At 61.4% G+C, this 17,591-nt stretch carries 20 protein-coding genes; 15 read left to right on the plus strand and 5 right to left on the minus strand.

Annotated elements, in window-relative coordinates:
- Positions 1–16: 16 nt before the first annotated feature.
- Entirely contained in the window at positions 17–937 is a 921-nt protein-coding gene (locus tag K5Q02_RS08905; protein WP_225839627.1) for a GlxA family transcriptional regulator, read from the minus strand.
- Positions 938–1,162: 225 nt separating this feature from the next.
- Here K5Q02_RS08905 and nfi point away from each other — a divergent pair, with 225 nt between their 5' ends.
- Positions 1,163–1,870 carry a deoxyribonuclease V gene (gene nfi / locus K5Q02_RS08910; protein WP_225838384.1) on the plus strand — a complete coding sequence of 236 codons (708 nt, stop codon included), beginning with the start codon at positions 1,163–1,165 and terminating at the stop codon, positions 1,868–1,870.
- Positions 1,871–2,020: 150 nt separating this feature from the next.
- Here the strand turns inward: nfi and K5Q02_RS08915 are convergent, their stop codons facing one another.
- A complete protein-coding gene (locus K5Q02_RS08915) occupies positions 2,021–3,058 on the minus strand; it encodes an NADP(H)-dependent aldo-keto reductase (RefSeq protein WP_225838385.1) in 1,038 nt (345 codons plus the stop codon).
- Positions 3,059–3,304: 246 nt separating this feature from the next.
- Between K5Q02_RS08915 and rplM the strand changes: the two genes are divergently transcribed.
- The 10 genes from rplM to K5Q02_RS08965 all read left to right on the plus strand — a co-directional run bounded on the left by rplM (position 3,305) and on the right by K5Q02_RS08965 (position 10,490).
- The gene (gene rplM, locus K5Q02_RS08920; RefSeq protein WP_225838386.1) at positions 3,305–3,733 is read left to right on the plus strand and encodes a 50S ribosomal protein L13; all 429 of its coding nucleotides are present in this window, start codon (positions 3,305–3,307) and stop codon (positions 3,731–3,733) included.
- A 14-nt stretch (positions 3,734–3,747) separates the two neighbouring features.
- On the plus strand, positions 3,748–4,140 hold the full coding sequence (gene rpsI / locus K5Q02_RS08925; RefSeq protein WP_225838388.1) for a 30S ribosomal protein S9: 393 nt from the start codon (positions 3,748–3,750) through the stop codon (positions 4,138–4,140).
- 484 nt (positions 4,141–4,624) lie between these two features.
- Positions 4,625–5,218, plus strand: a complete 594-nt coding sequence (petA, locus tag K5Q02_RS08930; protein WP_225838390.1) for a ubiquinol-cytochrome c reductase iron-sulfur subunit — start codon at positions 4,625–4,627, stop codon at positions 5,216–5,218.
- Complete coding sequence (locus K5Q02_RS08935) at positions 5,218–6,444, plus strand: cytochrome b (protein WP_225839629.1); 1,227 nt, start codon at positions 5,218–5,220, stop codon at positions 6,442–6,444. Before petA ends, K5Q02_RS08935 begins: the two co-directional genes overlap by 1 nt.
- Positions 6,444–7,226, plus strand: coding sequence for a cytochrome c1 (locus K5Q02_RS08940; RefSeq protein ID WP_225838391.1), 783 nt, complete (start codon positions 6,444–6,446; stop codon positions 7,224–7,226). The genes K5Q02_RS08935 and K5Q02_RS08940 overlap by 1 nt, the downstream gene beginning before the upstream one ends.
- 233 nt (positions 7,227–7,459) lie before the next feature.
- Positions 7,460–8,077 carry a glutathione S-transferase N-terminal domain-containing protein gene (locus tag K5Q02_RS08945; protein WP_225838393.1) on the plus strand — a complete coding sequence of 206 codons (618 nt, stop codon included), beginning with the start codon at positions 7,460–7,462 and terminating at the stop codon, positions 8,075–8,077.
- Between the two features lie 51 nt (positions 8,078–8,128).
- Positions 8,129–8,542 carry a ClpXP protease specificity-enhancing factor gene (locus K5Q02_RS08950; RefSeq protein ID WP_225838395.1) on the plus strand — a complete coding sequence of 138 codons (414 nt, stop codon included), beginning with the start codon at positions 8,129–8,131 and terminating at the stop codon, positions 8,540–8,542.
- A 283-nt stretch (positions 8,543–8,825) separates the two neighbouring features.
- Positions 8,826–9,191 carry a BON domain-containing protein gene (locus tag K5Q02_RS08955; protein ID WP_042556356.1) on the plus strand — a complete coding sequence of 122 codons (366 nt, stop codon included), beginning with the start codon at positions 8,826–8,828 and terminating at the stop codon, positions 9,189–9,191.
- A 61-nt stretch (positions 9,192–9,252) separates the two neighbouring features.
- Positions 9,253–9,450 carry a CsbD family protein gene (locus K5Q02_RS08960; RefSeq protein WP_084306773.1) on the plus strand — a complete coding sequence of 66 codons (198 nt, stop codon included), beginning with the start codon at positions 9,253–9,255 and terminating at the stop codon, positions 9,448–9,450.
- A gap of 170 nt (positions 9,451–9,620) precedes the next feature.
- On the plus strand, positions 9,621–10,490 hold the full coding sequence (locus tag K5Q02_RS08965; protein WP_225838396.1) for a hypothetical protein: 870 nt from the start codon (positions 9,621–9,623) through the stop codon (positions 10,488–10,490).
- 31 nt (positions 10,491–10,521) lie between these two features.
- On the opposite strand, the gene K5Q02_RS08970 is transcribed toward K5Q02_RS08965, so the two are convergent.
- Positions 10,522–11,472, minus strand: a complete 951-nt coding sequence (locus tag K5Q02_RS08970; protein ID WP_225838398.1) for a threonine dehydratase — start codon at positions 11,470–11,472, stop codon at positions 10,522–10,524.
- Between the two features lie 80 nt (positions 11,473–11,552).
- On the opposite strand from K5Q02_RS08970, the gene K5Q02_RS08975 reads away from it, so the two are divergent.
- Together K5Q02_RS08975 and amn are read left to right on the plus strand one after the other, a co-directional pair.
- Positions 11,553–12,893, plus strand: coding sequence for an aminotransferase-like domain-containing protein (locus tag K5Q02_RS08975; RefSeq protein ID WP_225838400.1), 1,341 nt, complete (start codon positions 11,553–11,555; stop codon positions 12,891–12,893).
- Positions 12,894–12,965: 72 nt separating this feature from the next.
- Positions 12,966–14,441, plus strand: a complete 1,476-nt coding sequence (amn, locus tag K5Q02_RS08980) for an AMP nucleosidase (RefSeq protein WP_225838401.1) — start codon at positions 12,966–12,968, stop codon at positions 14,439–14,441.
- A gap of 42 nt (positions 14,442–14,483) precedes the next feature.
- Here the strand turns inward: amn and K5Q02_RS08985 are convergent, their stop codons facing one another.
- Entirely contained in the window at positions 14,484–14,708 is a 225-nt protein-coding gene (locus tag K5Q02_RS08985) for a hypothetical protein (RefSeq protein ID WP_225838403.1), read from the minus strand.
- A gap of 76 nt (positions 14,709–14,784) precedes the next feature.
- A complete protein-coding gene (locus tag K5Q02_RS08990; protein WP_225838405.1) occupies positions 14,785–15,249 on the minus strand; it encodes an Lrp/AsnC family transcriptional regulator in 465 nt (154 codons plus the stop codon).
- 227 nt (positions 15,250–15,476) lie between these two features.
- Between K5Q02_RS08990 and K5Q02_RS08995 the strand changes: the two genes are divergently transcribed.
- Both K5Q02_RS08995 and K5Q02_RS09000 read left to right on the plus strand, forming a co-directional pair.
- Positions 15,477–16,607 (plus strand): cysteine desulfurase family protein, encoded by a 1,131-nt coding sequence (locus K5Q02_RS08995; protein WP_225838407.1) that lies wholly within the window; start codon positions 15,477–15,479, stop codon positions 16,605–16,607.
- An 18-nt stretch (positions 16,608–16,625) separates the two neighbouring features.
- Positions 16,626–17,495, plus strand: coding sequence for an MBL fold metallo-hydrolase (locus K5Q02_RS09000; RefSeq protein WP_225838409.1), 870 nt, complete (start codon positions 16,626–16,628; stop codon positions 17,493–17,495).
- Positions 17,496–17,591 lie beyond the last annotated feature (96 nt).

Raw genomic sequence — 17,591 nt, forward strand, 5'->3', positions numbered from 1 at the left:
ACGGCCTTTTTTGGTGTTAGATGTCGCTGCTTGCCTGCTGTGCTTGCTGCAGAAATTTCTGCCGATAGTGGTTCGGCGACAGGCCGGTGTGCTGGCGGAACAGGCGGGCGAAGAAGCTGGCATCGTCGTAACCGATCTCGTAGCTGACGGTCTTGATGCTCTTCGGCGACGAAGACAGCAGCCCTTTGGCCGTTTCGATGCGCAGCCGCTGCAGGTAATACAGCGGCTTGTCGCCGGTGGCGGTGTGGAAGCGGCGCATGAAGTTGCGGATGCTCATGCCGTGCTCGCGGGCCACGTCTTCGAAACGGAAACGTTCGGCGAAGTGGTCTTCGAGCCATTGCTGGATCTGCAGGATCTTTGGATCCTGATGCTGCTTCTGGCCACCGAAGCCGATACGCCCAGGCGTGTAGTTGCGGCGTACCTCGTAGAGGATGTCGCGGGCCACGCTCTGCGCCACGCTGGTGCCGCAGAAGCGTTCGATCAGGTAGATATACAGGTCGCAGGCCGAGGTCGGGCCGGCCACGCAATAAAGGTTGTCGGCGTCGGTAAGGTGCTTGTCCTGGTTCAGTATCACGGGCGGAAAACGCTGAGCGAACTCGCTGAAGAAACGCCAGCAGGTGGTCGCCTCCTTGCCGTCGAGCAGGCCGCTGGCCGCCATCCAGAATACCCCGTTGGCTTCCCCGCACAGGCTGGCGCCTGCGGCATGACGCTCACGCAGCCAGTCGAATACCTGCGGATAACGTTCGCACAGCGCGTCGTAATCGTCCCAGAACGCCGGCAGAATGATCAGCTCTGCCTTGTCGTCCAGCGGGCCATCGACGGGTAGCTGCACATCGCTGAAACTGCGCACGGGCAAGCCGTCCGGGCTGACCAGGCGAACCTCGAAGGTCGGTACCAACCCCAGTCCCTGCTGCTTGCCATGGCGCAGGCCGGCCATATGAAAGAAATCTCTGGCTTGCATGAGGGTCGAAGCGAATACGCCGGGCGTGGCGAGAATACTCACGCGAGTGAGTGAGGATGATGGGCTGGGCATGGCTGTTGTTCTTATTAGAGTGATTGGGTCAACCTGATGGTAAAGCCGTCAGGCTGTGGCTGAAGCGTCTTCTTTTATAGCGGCTGCGTCCAGTCTGGTCTTGTAACCTTCATCTTGGGAGCCGTCGCCATGATTGCCTTTTCCGAACTTGCCGCCTCGCCATTTGCCGGCTGGGATGGCACTCCGGCTGCTGCGAGAACCCTGCAGAAACAACTGGCCGAGCAGGTTCGTCTGGAGGATGACTATCCGCCGCTGCGACTGCTGGCAGGTGTCGATGTCGGCTTCGAGGAGGGCGGTGAGATCACTCGCGCTGCGGCGATATTGCTGGATGCCGAGACCTTGCAGCCGCTTGCCGAATGCGTGGCGCGCATTCCCACCAGCATGCCTTATGTGCCGGGCCTGCTGTCCTTTCGCGAGCTGCCGGCGCTGATCACGGCGCTGGCGGGACTGCCGCAAGAGCCGGATCTGATCGTGGTCGACGGTCACGGCATCGCCCACCCGCGGGGGCTAGGCATCGCGGCGCATCTTGGGGTGGTCAGCGGCCGGCCGACCATCGGCGTGGCGAAGAAGATTCTTACCGGCCATCACGCAGAATTGGGGGAAGAGCGGGGCGACAAGGTCGAATTGCTCGACCGTCAGGGGCGGCAGATCGCCTGGATGCTGCGCAGCAAACGCAAGGTGCGGCCACTGATCGTCTCGCCGGGTCATCGAGTCAGCATGGATCGAGCCGTGGAGCTGGTGATGAGCTGGGATAAAGGTTATCGGCTGCCTGAACCAACCCGCCTAGCCGACCGCTTGGCATCGCGCCGCGATACCAAGGGGCCGAAACTTCTTTAGCCAGGGTTACCTGTGTTGCGGATTTGGTGGGCTGAAGCCCACCCTACTCAATGGATACTCAATTGGCGCTTGCGAGGTACGGGTCAGTCGTAGGGTGGGCTTCAGCCCACCACTGGCAACTGCCACCGCTCGTCCGGAAAACAACCGCCGTCAGGGCGCCGGGTTTGGCTGGGTCTTGTGGATCGCCTCGATGCCTTCCAGCACGGCATCGCTGAGTTTCAGCTCGCTGCTCGCCAGGTTGGACTCCAGTTGCTGCAGCGAAGTGGCGCCGATGATGTTGCTGGTCACGAACGGGCGGCTGGTGACGAACGCCAGGGCCATCTGTGCTGGATCCAGGCCATGTTCGCGGGCCAGGGCCACGTAGCGCGAGCAGGCTGCTACGGTTTCTGGGCTGTTATAGCGGGCGAAGCGGCTGAACAGGGTCAGGCGGGCGTTTTCCGGGCGCGCGCCGTTTTCGTACTTGCCCGACAACATGCCGAACGCCAGCGGCGAGTAGGCCAGCAGGCCGCACTGTTCACGAATCGCCACTTCCGCCAGGCCCACTTCGAAGCTGCGGTTGAGCAGGTTGTAAGGGTTCTGGATGGAGACCACGCGGGACATGCCGCGGCGTTCTGCGGCTTGCAGGAATTTCATGGTGCCCCATGGCGTTTCGTTGGACAGGCCGATGTGGCGGATCTTGCCGGCTTTGACCTGCTCATCCAGGGCATCGAGAATTTCCTCGATGGGCGTGAAGTCGCTGTCCTGATGGTTGTAGCCGAGCTGACCGAAGAAATTGGTCGGACGCTCTGGCCAGTGCAACTGATAAAGGTCGATCCAGTCGGTCTGCAGGCGCTCAAGGCTGGCGTCCAGGGCTGCCACGATGTGCTGGCGGTTGTGCTTGAGATCGCCGCCCCTGATATGGGTGATGCCATTGCCAGGGCCGGCGATCTTGCTGGCTAGGATCCAGTCGGCGCGGTCGCCACGCTGCTTGAAGTATTCGCCGATGATCTGTTCGGTCTTGCTATAGGTTTCGGCGCGCGGCGGGACTGGATACATCTCCGCCGTGTCGATGAAATTGATGCCGTAGGCCTTGGCGCGATCGATCTGCGCAAACGCCTCAGGGGCGTCGTTCTGTTCGCCCCAGGTCATGGTGCCCAGGCACAGGGAGCTGACATTGAGATCGGTTCGGCCGAGCTGGCGGTATTCCATTGGAGAGCCCTCTGATAAAAAGCGCATACAAGCAGGTTGAAATTTTTTTCGCAATCGTCATAATTCCGCACCTCTTTCTGCGGTGGAAGTGATGCGCCGCCTGCCGAAGAATCTTGCCGTACGCGGTCGCGCTGACCCGAGCCCCCGATAGCGCCCGAATTCGGCTGCCTTTGACTTGTCAAAGTAAGCACTATTCAGTAAGATCCGCCGTCTAATTTTGCAGGGCGGCCCCTGAGGCTATAAAGAATGAAAACTTTTACCGCTAAACCAGAAACAGTAAAGCGCGACTGGTTTGTGATCGACGCTGCTGGCCAGACCCTGGGTCGTCTGGCTACTGAAATCGCTAGCCGCCTGCGTGGCAAGCACAAGCCTGAGTACACCCCTCACGTTGACACCGGCGACTACATCGTCGTTATCAACGCCGAGCAGGTTCGTGTGACCGGTGCTAAAACCACCGACAAAATGTACTACTCTCACTCCGGTTTCCCGGGTGGCATCAAGTCGATCAGCTTCGACAAGCTGATCGCCAAGGCGCCTGAGCGCGTGATCGAGACCGCGGTTAAAGGCATGCTGCCGAAGAACCCGCTGGGTCGCGACATGTACCGTAAGCTGAAAGTCTATGCGGGCGCTGCTCACCCTCATACTGCTCAGCAGCCCCAAGAACTGAAGTTTTAACGGAATAGTTCATTATGTCGGCGACTCAAAATTACGGCACTGGCCGTCGCAAAACTGCAACCGCACGCGTTTTCCTGCGTCCGGGCACTGGCAAAATCTCCATCAACAACCGCACCCTGGACACCTTCTTCGGTCGTGAAACTGCCCGCATGGTAGTTCGCCAGCCGCTGGAGCTGACCGAGATGGTCGAGAAATTCGACATCTACGTCACCGTTGTCGGTGGTGGTGTGAGCGGTCAAGCTGGTGCGATCCGTCACGGTATCACCCGCGCTCTGATGGACTACGACGAGTCTCTGCGTCCAGCTCTGCGTAAAGCAGGCTTCGTGACTCGCGATGCTCGTGAAGTAGAACGTAAGAAAGTTGGTCTGCGTAAAGCACGTAAGCGTCCTCAGTACTCCAAGCGTTAATTCGCTTCGGTACTCGAAAACGCCCAGTTTCCTCACGGAGCTGGGCGTTTTTCATTTCTACTTTCGGCCACGCTTTCTTGCCTGCTCCGCTCGAGCGCTGCGTTTTCGGCCTACCTATCGCTTCGTTGATGCGCGTCATGAGTCAGCGTGCCCGCCTGTGCGAATCTCGCGCCGGGTTGCAGTCAGGCTTATCGGTGTACGCGACCATCTGGACTTTTGCATCAATTCCCGTGAGTGACGTAGCAGGTAATAACCTGCTTCAGCAGCGGCTGAGACCTGGGAATGGATTAAAGTCTGCGATGACCCCTGAATGGATTACGGCCGCGTGACGCTCTGTTCTGCACGGTTTTCAGCTTCTTGAAAGTGGGCATAAGCATTTTCTGGATGGCTTCTTCATTACCGTCTGGCCGCTTTTCTGCGCACCCAACACTTACTTATTAAAGGCCTGAACAACAGGCTGGAAAGCCGATGGGGAGACGACTGAATGAGCAATGACGGCGTGAATGCGGGCCGGCGTCGCTTTCTGGTGGCGGCCACTTCAGTGGTTGGCGCTGCTGGAGCGGTGGGGGCTGCAGTTCCGTTTGTGGGGTCGTGGTATCCGAGCGCCAAGGCCAAAGCCGCAGGTGCTCCGGTCAAGGTGAATGTTGGCAAGATCGAACCTGGCCAGCAGATGGTCGCCGAGTGGCGCGGGCAGCCGGTATTCATCATGCGGCGCACCGAGGAGATATTGAGCAACCTCGGCAAGATCGAGGGGCAGCTGGCTGACGCGGACTCGAAAAGCTCGGTGCAGCCCACCTACGTTGATCCGAAAACCCGCTCGATCAAGCCGGAAATCCTCCTGCTGGTCGGGCTGTGCACGCACCTGGGCTGCGCACCGTCGTTCCGCCCTGAAGTGGCGCCTGCCGATCTCGGCGAGAATTGGGTCGGCGGCTATTTCTGCCCGTGCCACGGTTCCCGTTACGACCTCGCCGGACGCGTCTACAAGTCGCAGCCGGCGCCGCTGAACCTGCCCGTGCCGCCGCATACCTACGAGTCGGCTGACGTGATCATCATCGGCGTGGATCAGGAGCAAGCATGATGAGCAAATTCATGGAGTGGGTGGACGCACGCTTCCCCGCCACCAAGATGTGGAACGACCACCTCGCCAAGTATTACGCACCGAAGAACTTCAACTTCCTGTACTTCTTCGGCTCCCTGGCCCTGCTGGTGCTGGTCAACCAATTGCTCACCGGTGTCTGGCTGACCATGAGCTACACGCCCACCGCCGAAGGCGCCTTTGCTTCGGTCGAAGGCATCATGCGTGACATCCGTACTGGTGATACGCCGCACGGCGCGATTCTGCGCTACATGCACTCGACCGGCGCGTCAGCGTTCTTCATCGTCGTCTATCTGCACATGTTCCGCGGCCTGCTCTACGGCTCGTACCAGAAGCCCCGCGAGCTGGTGTGGATCTTCGGCATGCTGATCTACCTGATGCTGATGGCCGAAGCCTTCATGGGATACCTGCTGCCGTGGGGGCAGATGTCCTACTGGGGCGCCCAGGTGATCATCTCGCTGTTCGGCGCCATTCCGTTCATCGGCGATGCGCTGACCGAGTGGATTCGCGGCGACTACCTGATCTCCGGCATCACCCTGAACCGCTTCTTCGCCCTGCACGTGGTGGCCCTGCCGATCGTCATTCTCGGGCTGGTAGTGCTGCACATCCTGGCACTGCACGAAGTCGGCTCGAACAACCCGGATGGCATCGACATCAAGAAGTACAAGGATGAGAACGGCATCCCCCTCGACGGCATCCCCTTCCACCCCTACTACACGGTGAAGGATATCGTCGGCGTGGTGGTGTTCCTCTTCGTGTTCTGTTTCGTGGTGTTCTTCTTCCCGGAAATGGGCGGCTACTTCCTCGAGAAGCCCAACTTCGAGCAGGCCAACCCGTTCAAGACGCCCGAGCACATCGCTCCGGTCTGGTACTTCACACCCTTCTACGCGATCTTGCGGGCGATCCCCGACAAGCTCATGGGCGTGATCGCCATGGGCGCCGCCATTGCCGTGCTGTTCGTGCTGCCCTGGCTGGATCGCAGCCCGATCCGCTCGATGCGCTACAAGGGCTGGCTGAGCAAGCTCTGGCTGCTGGTGTTCTGCGTGTCCTTCGTCATCCTCGGCGTGCTGGGTGTTCTGCCGCCGACTCCGGGCCGTACGTTGCTGTCGCAGGTGTGCACCTTCCTGTACTTCGCGTACTTCATCCTGATGCCCTTCTACACCAGGATGGAAAAGACCAAACCGGTTCCTGAAAGGGTGACAGGCTGATGAGAAAGCTATTTGCTGCATGTGTAGTCGCATTACTGCCTGCGCTGTCCTTGGCGGCCGGAGGTCATGGCGTGACGCTGGACAAGGCCGATATCGACCTGACCGACAAGGCGGCGCTGCAGGATGGCGCGCGTACGTTCGCCAACTATTGCATGGGTTGCCACAGTGCCAAGTTCCAGCGCTACGAGCGCGTCGCCGCAGACATTGGCGTTTCCGAAGAGCAGATGATGAAAAACCTGGTGTTCACCGACGCCAAGATCGGCGATCACATGAACATCGGCATGAAACCCGAAGACGCCAAGCGCTGGTTCGGCGCCGCGCCGCCCGATCTGACCCTGGTCGCCCGGGTGCGCGGCAACGACTGGCTGTACACCTACCTGCGTACCTTCTATGACGATCCGGCGCGGCCGCTGGGGGCCAACAACCTGGTATTCCCCAACGTCGGCATGCCCAACGTGCTGGGCGGCCTGCAAGGGCGTCAGTACATGGGCTGCAAGCAGGTGCAGGTGGTGGACAACGGCAAGAAACAGTACGACCCGCTGACCGGTACGCCGCTCACCATTGAGGCCTGCGATCAACTGGTGCTCGAGCCGAACAGCGGCAAGCTCAGCCCGCAGGCATTCGATGACAAAGTGCGTAACCTGGTGACCTTCCTCGCCTACTCGGCCGACCCGAACAAGCTGCATATGCAGCGTATCGGCACCTACGTATTGTTGTACCTGGCGGTGTTCTTCGTGTTCGCCTATCTGCTCAAGCGTGAGTACTGGAAAGACGTGCACTGACCGCATCCGGTATCATGGCCGACCTGCGCAATTCTTCTAGGGTTGCGCAGGTTTTTTTGTGGCCTGTGCTCTATGGTGGCCACCCTATTAGGCCGTCGTGAGTGACATCAAAACTGCTCCTGGCGATTTTTTATGACCTACCATCCCTGGCGGTCGCCCTCACGGGCCGTCGCGGGCGACTTTGAAAGTCTCTCTCGGCGATTTTTTGTGCTCTAAAAAACTGGAGGATCGCCTTGGCTGCGACCAATAGGTTGGCCTGTTATTCCGACCCTGCCGACCAATATTCCCACCGCGTACGTATTGTGCTCGCCGAAAAGAGCGTTGCCGCGGAGATCATCAGTGTCGAGCGGGGGCGTTCCCCGACCAAGTTGCTCGAGGCCAATCCTTACGCGAGCCTGCCGACTCTGGTCGACCGTGACCTGGCGCTGTACGAGCCTACGGTGATCATGGAGTACCTGGATGAGCGTTACCCCCATCCCCCTTTGATGCCCGTGTATCCGGTAGCACGTGGCAACACGCGTCTGTTGATGCACCGTATTCAGCGCGACTGGTGCTCGTTGGTCGACCTGATTCTCGACCCGCGCAGCAAGGAAGCCGCTCGTGTCCAGGCGCGCAAGGAGTTGCGCGAGAGTCTGACAGGCGTCTCGCCGCTGTTTGCCGAAAAGTCATTTTTTCTCAGTGATGAGTTGAGCTTGGTAGACTGCTGCCTGCTGCCGATTCTCTGGCGCCTGCCGGTGCTGGGGATCGAGTTGTCAAAGCCGGCCAAACCGCTGCTCGACTATATGGATCGGCAGTTTGCCCGCGAGACTTTTCGCCAGAGCCTGTCCGACGTCGAACGTGACATGCGTTAGCCCATTTTTACCTGCTCGCCGCCAGCGGCGTGCCCAAACCCAGGAGGTTTGATGAACTCCAGTCGTCCCTATCTGATTCGTGCGCTCTACGAGTGGATCGTCGACAACGATTGCACGCCCCATCTGCTGGTTAACGCGGAGTATCCGGGCGTCAAGGTACCTACGGGTTTCGTCAGCGACGGGCAGATCGTGCTCAACGTATCGCCTAGCGCGGTGCGCGAATTGGCCATCAAAAACGATGCCGTGAGCTTCGAGGGCCGTTTTGGTGGCGTTGCCCATAGCCTGTTTGTGCCATCGCCTGCGGTGTTGGCTATTTATGCCCGGGAGAATGGCCAAGGCATGGTCTTCGACCTGGAGCCGCCGGTTACGCAACCCGAGGTAGCGGATGTTGAGGACGAGCAGGGGCCACCTGACGACGAGCCGCCACGGCCAACCGGTCGACCGAGCCTCAAGGTCGTCAAGTAAGCGTACATCTCTTGCTCGAATCGAAAAGCCGGTCAATTGACCGGCTTTTTTCTGGCCGTTATCCGCACTTTATCGAGCGCTTTTAGATTTCGTGCAATCTGCCTGAGCTGTTTCGCTTGAGCATGCAGTTTGCACGGGAAAAGCATTTCTTTGTGTTGTTTAAGTATTTGTTTTTAAAGGAATATATTTGTTTTCTAAAAGTGGCACAGCGCTTGCGATAACTAGGGGGAAGCCACAGCCTGTAGTTGGATGTGGCCAACTCGAATAATCAGGAGTGTTACCCATGAAACAGCCAATCAATAAGTTCGCTTTTGCTGCTATCACCGCGACCGCCCTGAGCTTGTCCGTGGCGGGTACCGCTTTCGCTGACACTTACAGCAGCACCCAGCCGACCATGCTGGCTGCCAACACCATGGACAAAGCTGAAGAGGCTGTGTCCGATACCTGGATCACCAGCAAAGTGAAGTCGACCTTCCTGGCTGACGATGGTCTGAGCGCTCTGGACATCAAAGTCGAAACCAACAAGGGTGTCGTTGCCCTGTCCGGTGTCGTGGCTACCGAAGCTGAACGTGACCTTGCTGTCGCCAAAGCCAAAGAAATCAAAGGCGTTCAAGCTGTTTCGGCTGACGGCCTGAAAACTGCCGACTGATCATGTTTCCGGGCAGGCTCGCTGAGCCTGCTTTCTTCCCTGTGAACAGGAGAGTTGAATCATGAATTCCGACATTATCAAAGGTAAGTGGAAGCAGCTCAGCGGCGATATCAAAACCCGCTGGGGCAAGCTCACCAATGACGACCTGGATGTCGCCGAAGGCCATAGCGAGTACCTGGCTGGCAAGCTGCAGGAACGTTACGGCTGGACCAAGGAAAAGGCAGAAGATGAGTTGCGCGATTTCCGCAGCAAGTACTGACTTGCCGCTGGCGCTCGATACGCCACCGTTTTCACGAAAAGCCCCGGCCACTGTTGCCGGGGCTTTTTGTTTTCAGGCGTCACGACCGCCGCCGCCTGATTGAGCCCCAGGTTCAAGTTTGCCTGCAATGAGCCGATAACCTGGCACATTCGTCAGGCACAGGACGTAGCATGTCGACTATCACGGTCACCACCACAACGCCCGTCAAGACGTCGGCAACTCGTGCCAGTGGTGACACTTCTGCGGCAACGCCGACCGCTGCCAGCGAGCCCGAAAAGCAGCAGCCCTCGGTAACCGTTACCTTGAGCGACTACGCACAAAAGCGCATGAAAACCATGCGCGAAGCGTCAGCCAAGTTGCGCGACATGCAGGCTAATCAGCAGGAGTCTCGCAAGGAAGCCGCCCGCCAGCGCCTCGAAGACATCAAGAAACGCATCGAAATGCTCAAGCAACTGGTCATGGCCCTCGGCCCGGCCGCAGCGAAGGGCGCATTGCGGCAGATCAAGCAACTGGCTCAGGAACTCGGCCAGGCCGCTTCGGTGCTCAAGGAGCCTTCCGGCGGAAGCACTGGCACTCTGAGTGCTGGCGCCACTCAGGCATCGAGTAGCGCTACCGAAGGTGCTCAGGCAACCGAAACGGCCACGCCTGTAGAGGCGATTAGCGAGGTGCAGCCAGACGTCGACGCCAACCCCGAAACCGCTACGGCTACTGTTGCGGCAACCGAAGAGGCGTCTATCGAGGATGGCGATGCCGAGGGCGACGAGCAGGCGCAAACCACCACGGAGCGAAGCCGTAATGACCGCGACGACCAGCAGCGCCGTGCCGATGCCGAAGAGCTGAAAAAGGTCGCCCGTCAGCTCAAGCAACTGCTGGCCATGGTCAAGGCGCAGCTCAGTGCCGCGCCGGACGAGGAGAGCAAGAAGCTGCTCGGTGATATCGACAAGCAGCTGGCCGACGTCGAAAAGGCCGCCAGCGACATGGGCGGTGGTGGCCTTTCCATTTCGGTTTCCGTCGGTTCGACGGTGTCGATCAGCGTTTAAGCCGCTGCGCCAGAGCTGGCTGCGCAGCGCTTCAGGTCAGAATCGAGGCCAGGGCCGCGCGGTCGATATTGGCACCGCTGAGCACCACCGCCGCGCGCTCGTCCTGATTGATTTCACGCTCCTGAATCAGTGCCGCCAGAGCTGCCGCTCCAGCGCCTTCGGCGAGGTTGTGGGTGTCTTCATGGAGGATGCGAATGGCTTGGCGGATCTCGTCGTCATCGACCCGCACGATACGTGCGGCACCGGCGCGGATGATTTCCAGCGCCTCGGGCTGTGGCATGCGGCAGGCCATGCCATCGGCGATGGTGTCGGCGCTGTCGGTACAGATGACCCGCCCGGCCGCGAAGCTCTGCGCGTAGGCATCGGCGGCGCTGCTCACCACCCCGATCACTTCGGTATCCAGGCCGAGCAGGTCGCGGGTGCGGATCACCCCGCAGATACCCGAGCCGAGGCCGATCGGCACATAGATACGCTTGAGTGGTGGTGCGGCCTCGAACAATTCCAGGGCATAGGTGGCGACGCCGCGGATCAGATCCGGGTGCAGCGATGGCACGAAATGCAGGCCACGTTGCGCTGCCAGTTCTGCCGCTCTGGCGCGGGCCTCGTCGAAGTCGCGACCGAACTCGATCACTTCGGCGCCCAGGGCGGCCATGGCCGCATTCTTCTCGCGGGCGTTGCCTTGCGGTACCACGATGCTGATCGGCAGCCCGGCCTTGCCTGCGGCCAGCGCCATGCTTTGCCCGTGGTTGCCGCGAGTGGCCGAAACCAGGCCGGCAGTTGCCGGCTCGCGGCGCAGCAGCGCGTCCACATAGACCAGGCCACCGCGCACCTTGAAGGCGCCTGTTGGCGTGTGGTTCTCATGCTTTACCCATACCTCGCAACCCAGTCGCTCAGCCAGCAGCGGCCAGGCGAACTGCGGCGTCGCCGGAACGCTCGGGCGAATCAGGGTAACGGCTTGACGTAGTGCGGCAAGGTCGAACATCTGGGGGCTCCCGGTTGGCTTTGACCCGATGCTACGGCGCTGTCATTGTATGGGTAAATCTTTATATTGCATGGCAAACAATGTGGTTACCTGATCTGCAAGGCAGCGCGCTGCCCACTTACCTGGCACTGGTCGAGGCGATTTCCAGCGCCATCGGCAAGGGTGAGCTCAAGCCCGGTGAGCGCCTGCCGCCGCAGCGCCGGCTCGCCTGGACGCTGGGTATCAACCCGAGCACGGTGATGCAGGCTTATCGCGAAGCCGCGCGGCGCCACCTGGTGTCCGGCGAGGTCGGGCGCGGCACCTATGTTCTGGCGGATAGCCACGAGGCCAGCCTTTTTCACCTCAAGCAGCCCGGCCAGCCCGCGCAGGGCATCGACCTGTCGACCAACGTGCCAGTGCATGACGGCGACAGCGATGATCTGTCACGCAGCTTGCAGCGCCTGATTACGGAGGGCCGCCTCGACGCACTGCAGGCCTACGCGCCGGCGGAGTTGGAAATGCGCGGGCGGCTGGCTGGCAGTCTGTGGCTGCAGCAACGTGGTCTGCACGCTCCGCCGTCGCAAGTGTTGCTCTGCGCGGGGGCTCAGCAGGGTGTATCTGCGGCGTTGCTGGCGCTTTGCGAGGCCGGTGATCCGGTGCTGGTCGAGGCCTTCACCGCGCCCGGGATCAAGGCTGCTGCGCGGCAGTTGCGTTTGCCCCTGCACGGCGTGGCGATGGATGAGCGCGGCATCCTCCCTCAGGATCTCGACCGGCAGGTGCGTGCCACCGGCGCTAGGGTGCTGGTGCTTACGCCCTGCCTGCAGAACCCCACGGGCAGCAGCATGGATAGCCAACGACGCCAGCACATCGCCGAGCTGGTGGAGCGCCATGGTCTGTGGCTGATCGAGGATGACGTCTACGGCGCGCTGGGCAGCCAGGCGCCGCTGGCCGCATCGGTGCCGGAACGCAGCCTGCTGGTTACCAGTTTGTCGAAAACCGTCGCCCCGGGCCTGCGACTGGGCTTCGTGCATGGGCCGCAGGCGCTGCTCAAGCGCATCGACCCGCAAGGGCACGCCACCGGCTGGGCGGTCTCGCCGTTGTGCCTGGCGCTGGCCTGCGAGTGGATCGAAGACGGCACCGCCGCGCGCAAGCTGGCCTGGCAACGTGACGAATTGCAGCAGCGCTGGCGCCTTGCCGCGCGGGTGCTCGGTGCACGCATGCCGCAGGGCTGCGAGGTGGCGCCACACCTGTGGCTGGAGTCTGTCGATAGCTGTGATCTGGCCGCTAAATGCCGAGCGGCCGGTGTCGACGTGGTGCCTGCCGAAGTGTTCGCCGTCGGCCCTGCTGCGGCCAACGCCATTCGCATCAGCCTGGCGGCTGCCCGCAGTCGCGCCGAACTCAAACAGGCGCTGGAGCGCATCGTCAGTGCATGGCCGCAATGATCGCCGCACTTGCACCCGGCCTGTAATGCGTGTCAGCTATAACCCCATGATCTCCACGATAAGGAATCGTGCATGTCCCTTTCTACAGACGACGCTTTTATCGTCGTCCACTCTGCCGAAGAAGCCGTCGATCGTCTGGCGGTGCTGCACCAGCGCGCCACCGAGGGCCTGAGCCAGGCGCTCAAGCGCTACCTGAAAGACCGTGTCCGTCCGGATGCCGAAGAGCGTGAGCTGTTTCGCTACCCCGAATTGCGTCTGACCTACGACTGCCAGGGCGAAGTGCCGACCACCGTGCGTGCCTACGCCAAGGTGCAGGTGCCCGGCACCTACAGCGTCACCATCACCCACCCGGCGGCGTTTCGTAAGTACCTGCTCGAGCAATTGCAGCCGCTGATGGCCGACTTCACCCTGACCGTCGAGGTCGGCGTCAGCCAGCAGTACATTCCTTACCCGTACGTGGTGGAGCAGGGCGATGAGCTGGCCGGCTCCGGTGTGACCGCGGCAGAGCTGGCGCGAGTATTCCCCAGCACCGACCTGTCGGCCGCCACCGATGGCACCGCCGATGGCCTGTACGACTGGGAAAATACCGACCCGCTGCCGCTGGCGCTGTTCGACGCCGCCCGGGTGGACTTCTCCCTGCGTCGCCTGGTGCATTACACCGGCAGCGACTGGCGCCATGTGCAGCCATGGATTCTGTTGACCAACTATCACCGCTACGTCGACCAGTTCATTCGCAACGGTCTGGACATGCTCAACGGCGAGTCGCGCTTCGAGCGCATGGTGCTGCCGGGCAATGTGGTGATCGAGCGCGGCATGCCCGAAGGCGAGATGCAGGCGATCATCGAGACCGTGGTCTGGCACCGCTACCAGATGCCGGCCTACCACCTGCAGGCCGCCGATGGTGATGGCATTACCCTGGTCAACATCGGCGTCGATCCGTCCAACGCCAAGAACATCACCGACCACCTTGCCGTGTTGCGCCCGCATTGCTGGCTGATGATCGGCCACTGCGGCGGCCTGCGTCAGTCGCAGACCATCGGTGACTACGTGCTGGCCCACGCCTACATGCGTCGCGACGGCATTCTCGACCGGGTGTTGCCACCGCACATTCCGCTGCCGGCCCTGGCCGAGGTGCAGCAGGCGCTGCAGGATGCCGCTGCGCAGGTGACTGGCGAGCGGGGGGACGATCTCAAGCGTCGGCTGCGCACCGGCACCGTGCTGACCTACGACGACCGCAACTGGGAGCTGCGCTGGGCCCAGGAGCGGCCGCTGATCAACCTGTCACGGGCCGTGGCGGTGGACATGGAAAGCGGCACCATCGCAGCGCAAGGCTATCGCCTGCGCGTACCGTACGGCACCTTGCTGTGCGTGTCGGACAAACCGCTGCACAGCGAGATCAAGCTGCCGGGCGCGGCGGGTGCCTTCTACGAGCGGGCGGTGACCCAGCATCTGCACATCGGTATCGCCGCCCTGGATCTGCTGCGCGGCCAGCTCAACTCGCTGCACTCGCGCAAGCTGCGCAGCTTCGACGAGCCGCCGTTCCGTTGAGAGCTGCATCAAGCGCCAAGCTCACGCCAGGCGAGCTTGGCGCTACTTCTTCGACTTGCCGACCATCATCCGCCAGCGGTTGCGGTTGAGCAGCACGTAGCCGGTCAACTGCATGCCCGCCGCTATCATCAGGCTGCGGGTGAGATCCGGGTTGGTCGGGCTCGGCCCGTTGTAGATGGCGTACAGCGCATAGACGACGCCGATCAGGCCAAGGATGAAGAACACCAGGCCGAGAATGGTCAGGCGATGCAGGTTGCGTAGAGACATGGCAGAAATCGTCATGGATAACGGGGCGGCCAAACTAACCCGGAATCCCGGGTTTCACCAGTCACCCTTCGGTCGCTCACTTACCCACCTGATGAAGCGGCAACGCCGTGGTCGATTTGATCCGTTCCATGGCAAAGCTGGAGCTGATATCGGCGATGCCGGGAATCTCGATCAGGCGCTTGTACACGGCGTCGTAGCCCTCGATGTCGTGCACTACCAGGCGCAGCAGGTAATCGGTGACGCCCGCCATGCGATAGAAATCGACCACCTCGTCGATCTCCGCCACCTGGCTGTGGAAGTGCTTGAGCCATTCGGCGTTGTGCTGATTGGTGCGCACGAAGGCGAACACCGTGACCGCCACACCGATCTTGCGCGGATCGAGCAGGGCCACGCGCGCGCCGATCACGCCGCTTTCCTCAAGCTTCTGAATGCGTCGCCAGCAGGCCGTATTGCTCAAGCCGACGCGCTCGGCGATCTCACCTAGCGGCTGGGTGCAGTCCTGCTGTAGCAGCGCGAGAAGAGCGCGGTCGAACTTGTCCACGGTTGAGAAAACTCCTGATAAGACGATTAGGGAATATCGTCAGTATGAAATGGGCTAAGTCTGGAAAATAATTTCGATTACTTTAGCTAGGGTGGAAATCTATTCCGTTTCTTATGCTTGCGAACAGTGAAATAACAAAATTTTTCACGTCTCGCTCTCTTAGCATGGTCTCTCAGACAAAGCCGTCTAGCACGGCGCCTTCAATCATCTGCACGGCCGTTACCTCTATGCCAGAACTGTATTTCGATTACGCCGCTACCACCCCCATCGACGACGCGGTCATTCAGGACATGCTGGCGTGCATGGGCCGTGACGTAGTGTTCGGCAACCCGGCGTCCGCCTCGCATTCCTTTGGGCAGCGTGCTCGTCTTGCGGTCGAGAAGGCCCGCAAGCAGGTGGCGGCGCTGGTGGGCACCACTGCGGATCGTCTGGTTTGGACGTCCGGGGCGACCGAATCGAACAACCTGGCGCTCAAGGGCGTAGCCGCGCTGGCTGATGGCCGCCGGCACATCATCACCAGCCGCCTCGAGCACAAGGCCGTGCTGGATACCGCCGGACAACTGGAACGCGAAGGCTTCGAAGTGACCTGGCTGCAGCCCGATGCCAACGGCATCATCCAGCCCGAGGCGGTCGCGGCAGCCTTGCGTGACGACACCCTGCTGGTCTCGCTGATGCTGATCAACAACGAACTCGGTACGCTGACCGATATCGCCGCGGTGGGGGAGTTGGTTCGTCAGCGCGGCGCGCTGTTCCATGTGGACGCCGCCCAGGCTACCGGCAAGGTGGCCATCGACCTGTCCGCCTTGCCGGTGGATCTGATGTCCTTTTCCGCCCACAAGACCTATGGTCCCAAAGGCATTGGCGCTCTTTACGTCGGTGAGCGCGCGCGCTCGTTGATCCAGGCACAGATTCACGGTGGCGGGCATGAGCAGGGGCTGCGCTCCGGCACCCTGGCCACCCACCAGATCGTCGGCATGGGCAGCGCCTTCGCCCTTGCTGGCGAGCTGATGGGCGAAGAAAACACGCGCATTGCTCACCTTTGCGCGCAACTGCGCGAAGGGCTGCTGGCGCTACCCGGCGTGCGCCTCAACGGCTGCGCCGAGAACCGTGTGCCGCATACCCTCAACCTGTGCATCGACCATCCCTGGTTCGATGCCGAGAACCTGTTGGGCACGCTGGCGTTCTCGTCCACCTCGGCCTGCAATTCGGCCAGCAGTGCGCCGTCCCATGTGCTGCTGGCGCTCGGCCTCGATGACACCCAGGCGTATCGCAGCATCCGCCTGAGCCTCGGCCGATACACCACGCTCGCCGACGTTGAGCAGGCCATCGATGCCATTCGCCGCTGTCTGCCTGAATGACGGTTCGGTGAGCGCCTGATGAGCACGCTGGAAGAGGACGCGCTGCAGATCGAAAGTTTCTTCGATACGCAGACGTCGACGTTCAGCTATCTCGTGCACGCTGGAGCCGGCAGCGCCTGTGCGGTGATCGATCCGCTGCTTGGCTACGACGTCGAGTCCGGTGTGCTCGACAGTGCGCCGGCGGATGCCCTGTTACGGGCGATAGAGGCCAGGCACCTGCAGGTGCAGTGGATTCTGGAAACCCATATCCATGCCGATCACCTCACTGCCGCTGCCTATCTGCGTGAGCGCAGCGGTGGGCGGGTCGCTGCCGGGCGAGATATTGGCGAGGTGCAACGCACCTTCCAGGCGCGCTTCCAGCTGCCTGAGGATTACTGCCGGGCGAGCGGCCAGTTCGACCACCTGTTCGCCGCCGACGAAGACTTCACCATTGGTGCTCTGTCGGCCCGAGCGCTGCATGTGCCCGGGCATACGCCTGCCGACACGGCCTTTCTGATCGAGGAACGGCACGTGTTCGTCGGCGACACCCTGTTCCAGCCGGACATCGGCACGGCACGCTGCGACTTCCCAGGCGGCAGTGCTGCCCAGCTGTATCGCTCCATTCGGCGTCTGCTCGAGCTGCCGGGTGACACCCGCCTGTTCATGTGCCACGACTATCCACAGGATCGCGCGCCACGGGCCTGGTGCTCCGTTGAGGAGCAGCGCCTGCATAACCAGCACATGCATCAAGGCGTCAGTGCCGCGCAGTTCATCGAATGGCGTGAAGAGCGCGATGCAGGCCTGGAACCACCCAGGTTGCTGATCCCCGCTCTGCTGTGGAATCTTCGCGCAGGCGTCCTACCCGACGGCGAAGTGGCTGGCGTGCGTTTTCGCTGGGCGGCCGGCTGAGCCCGTTCATCTATCCGCTCAGGCGACGAGAGAGCCAGCAACCGCACAAGAAAAAGCCCCTGACACTCATCGAGCATCAGGGGCTTCGGGCTGGCG

The sequence above is a fragment of the Pseudomonas sp. MM211 genome, assembly GCF_020386635.1.
Taxonomy (GTDB): Bacteria; Pseudomonadota; Gammaproteobacteria; order Pseudomonadales; family Pseudomonadaceae; genus Aquipseudomonas.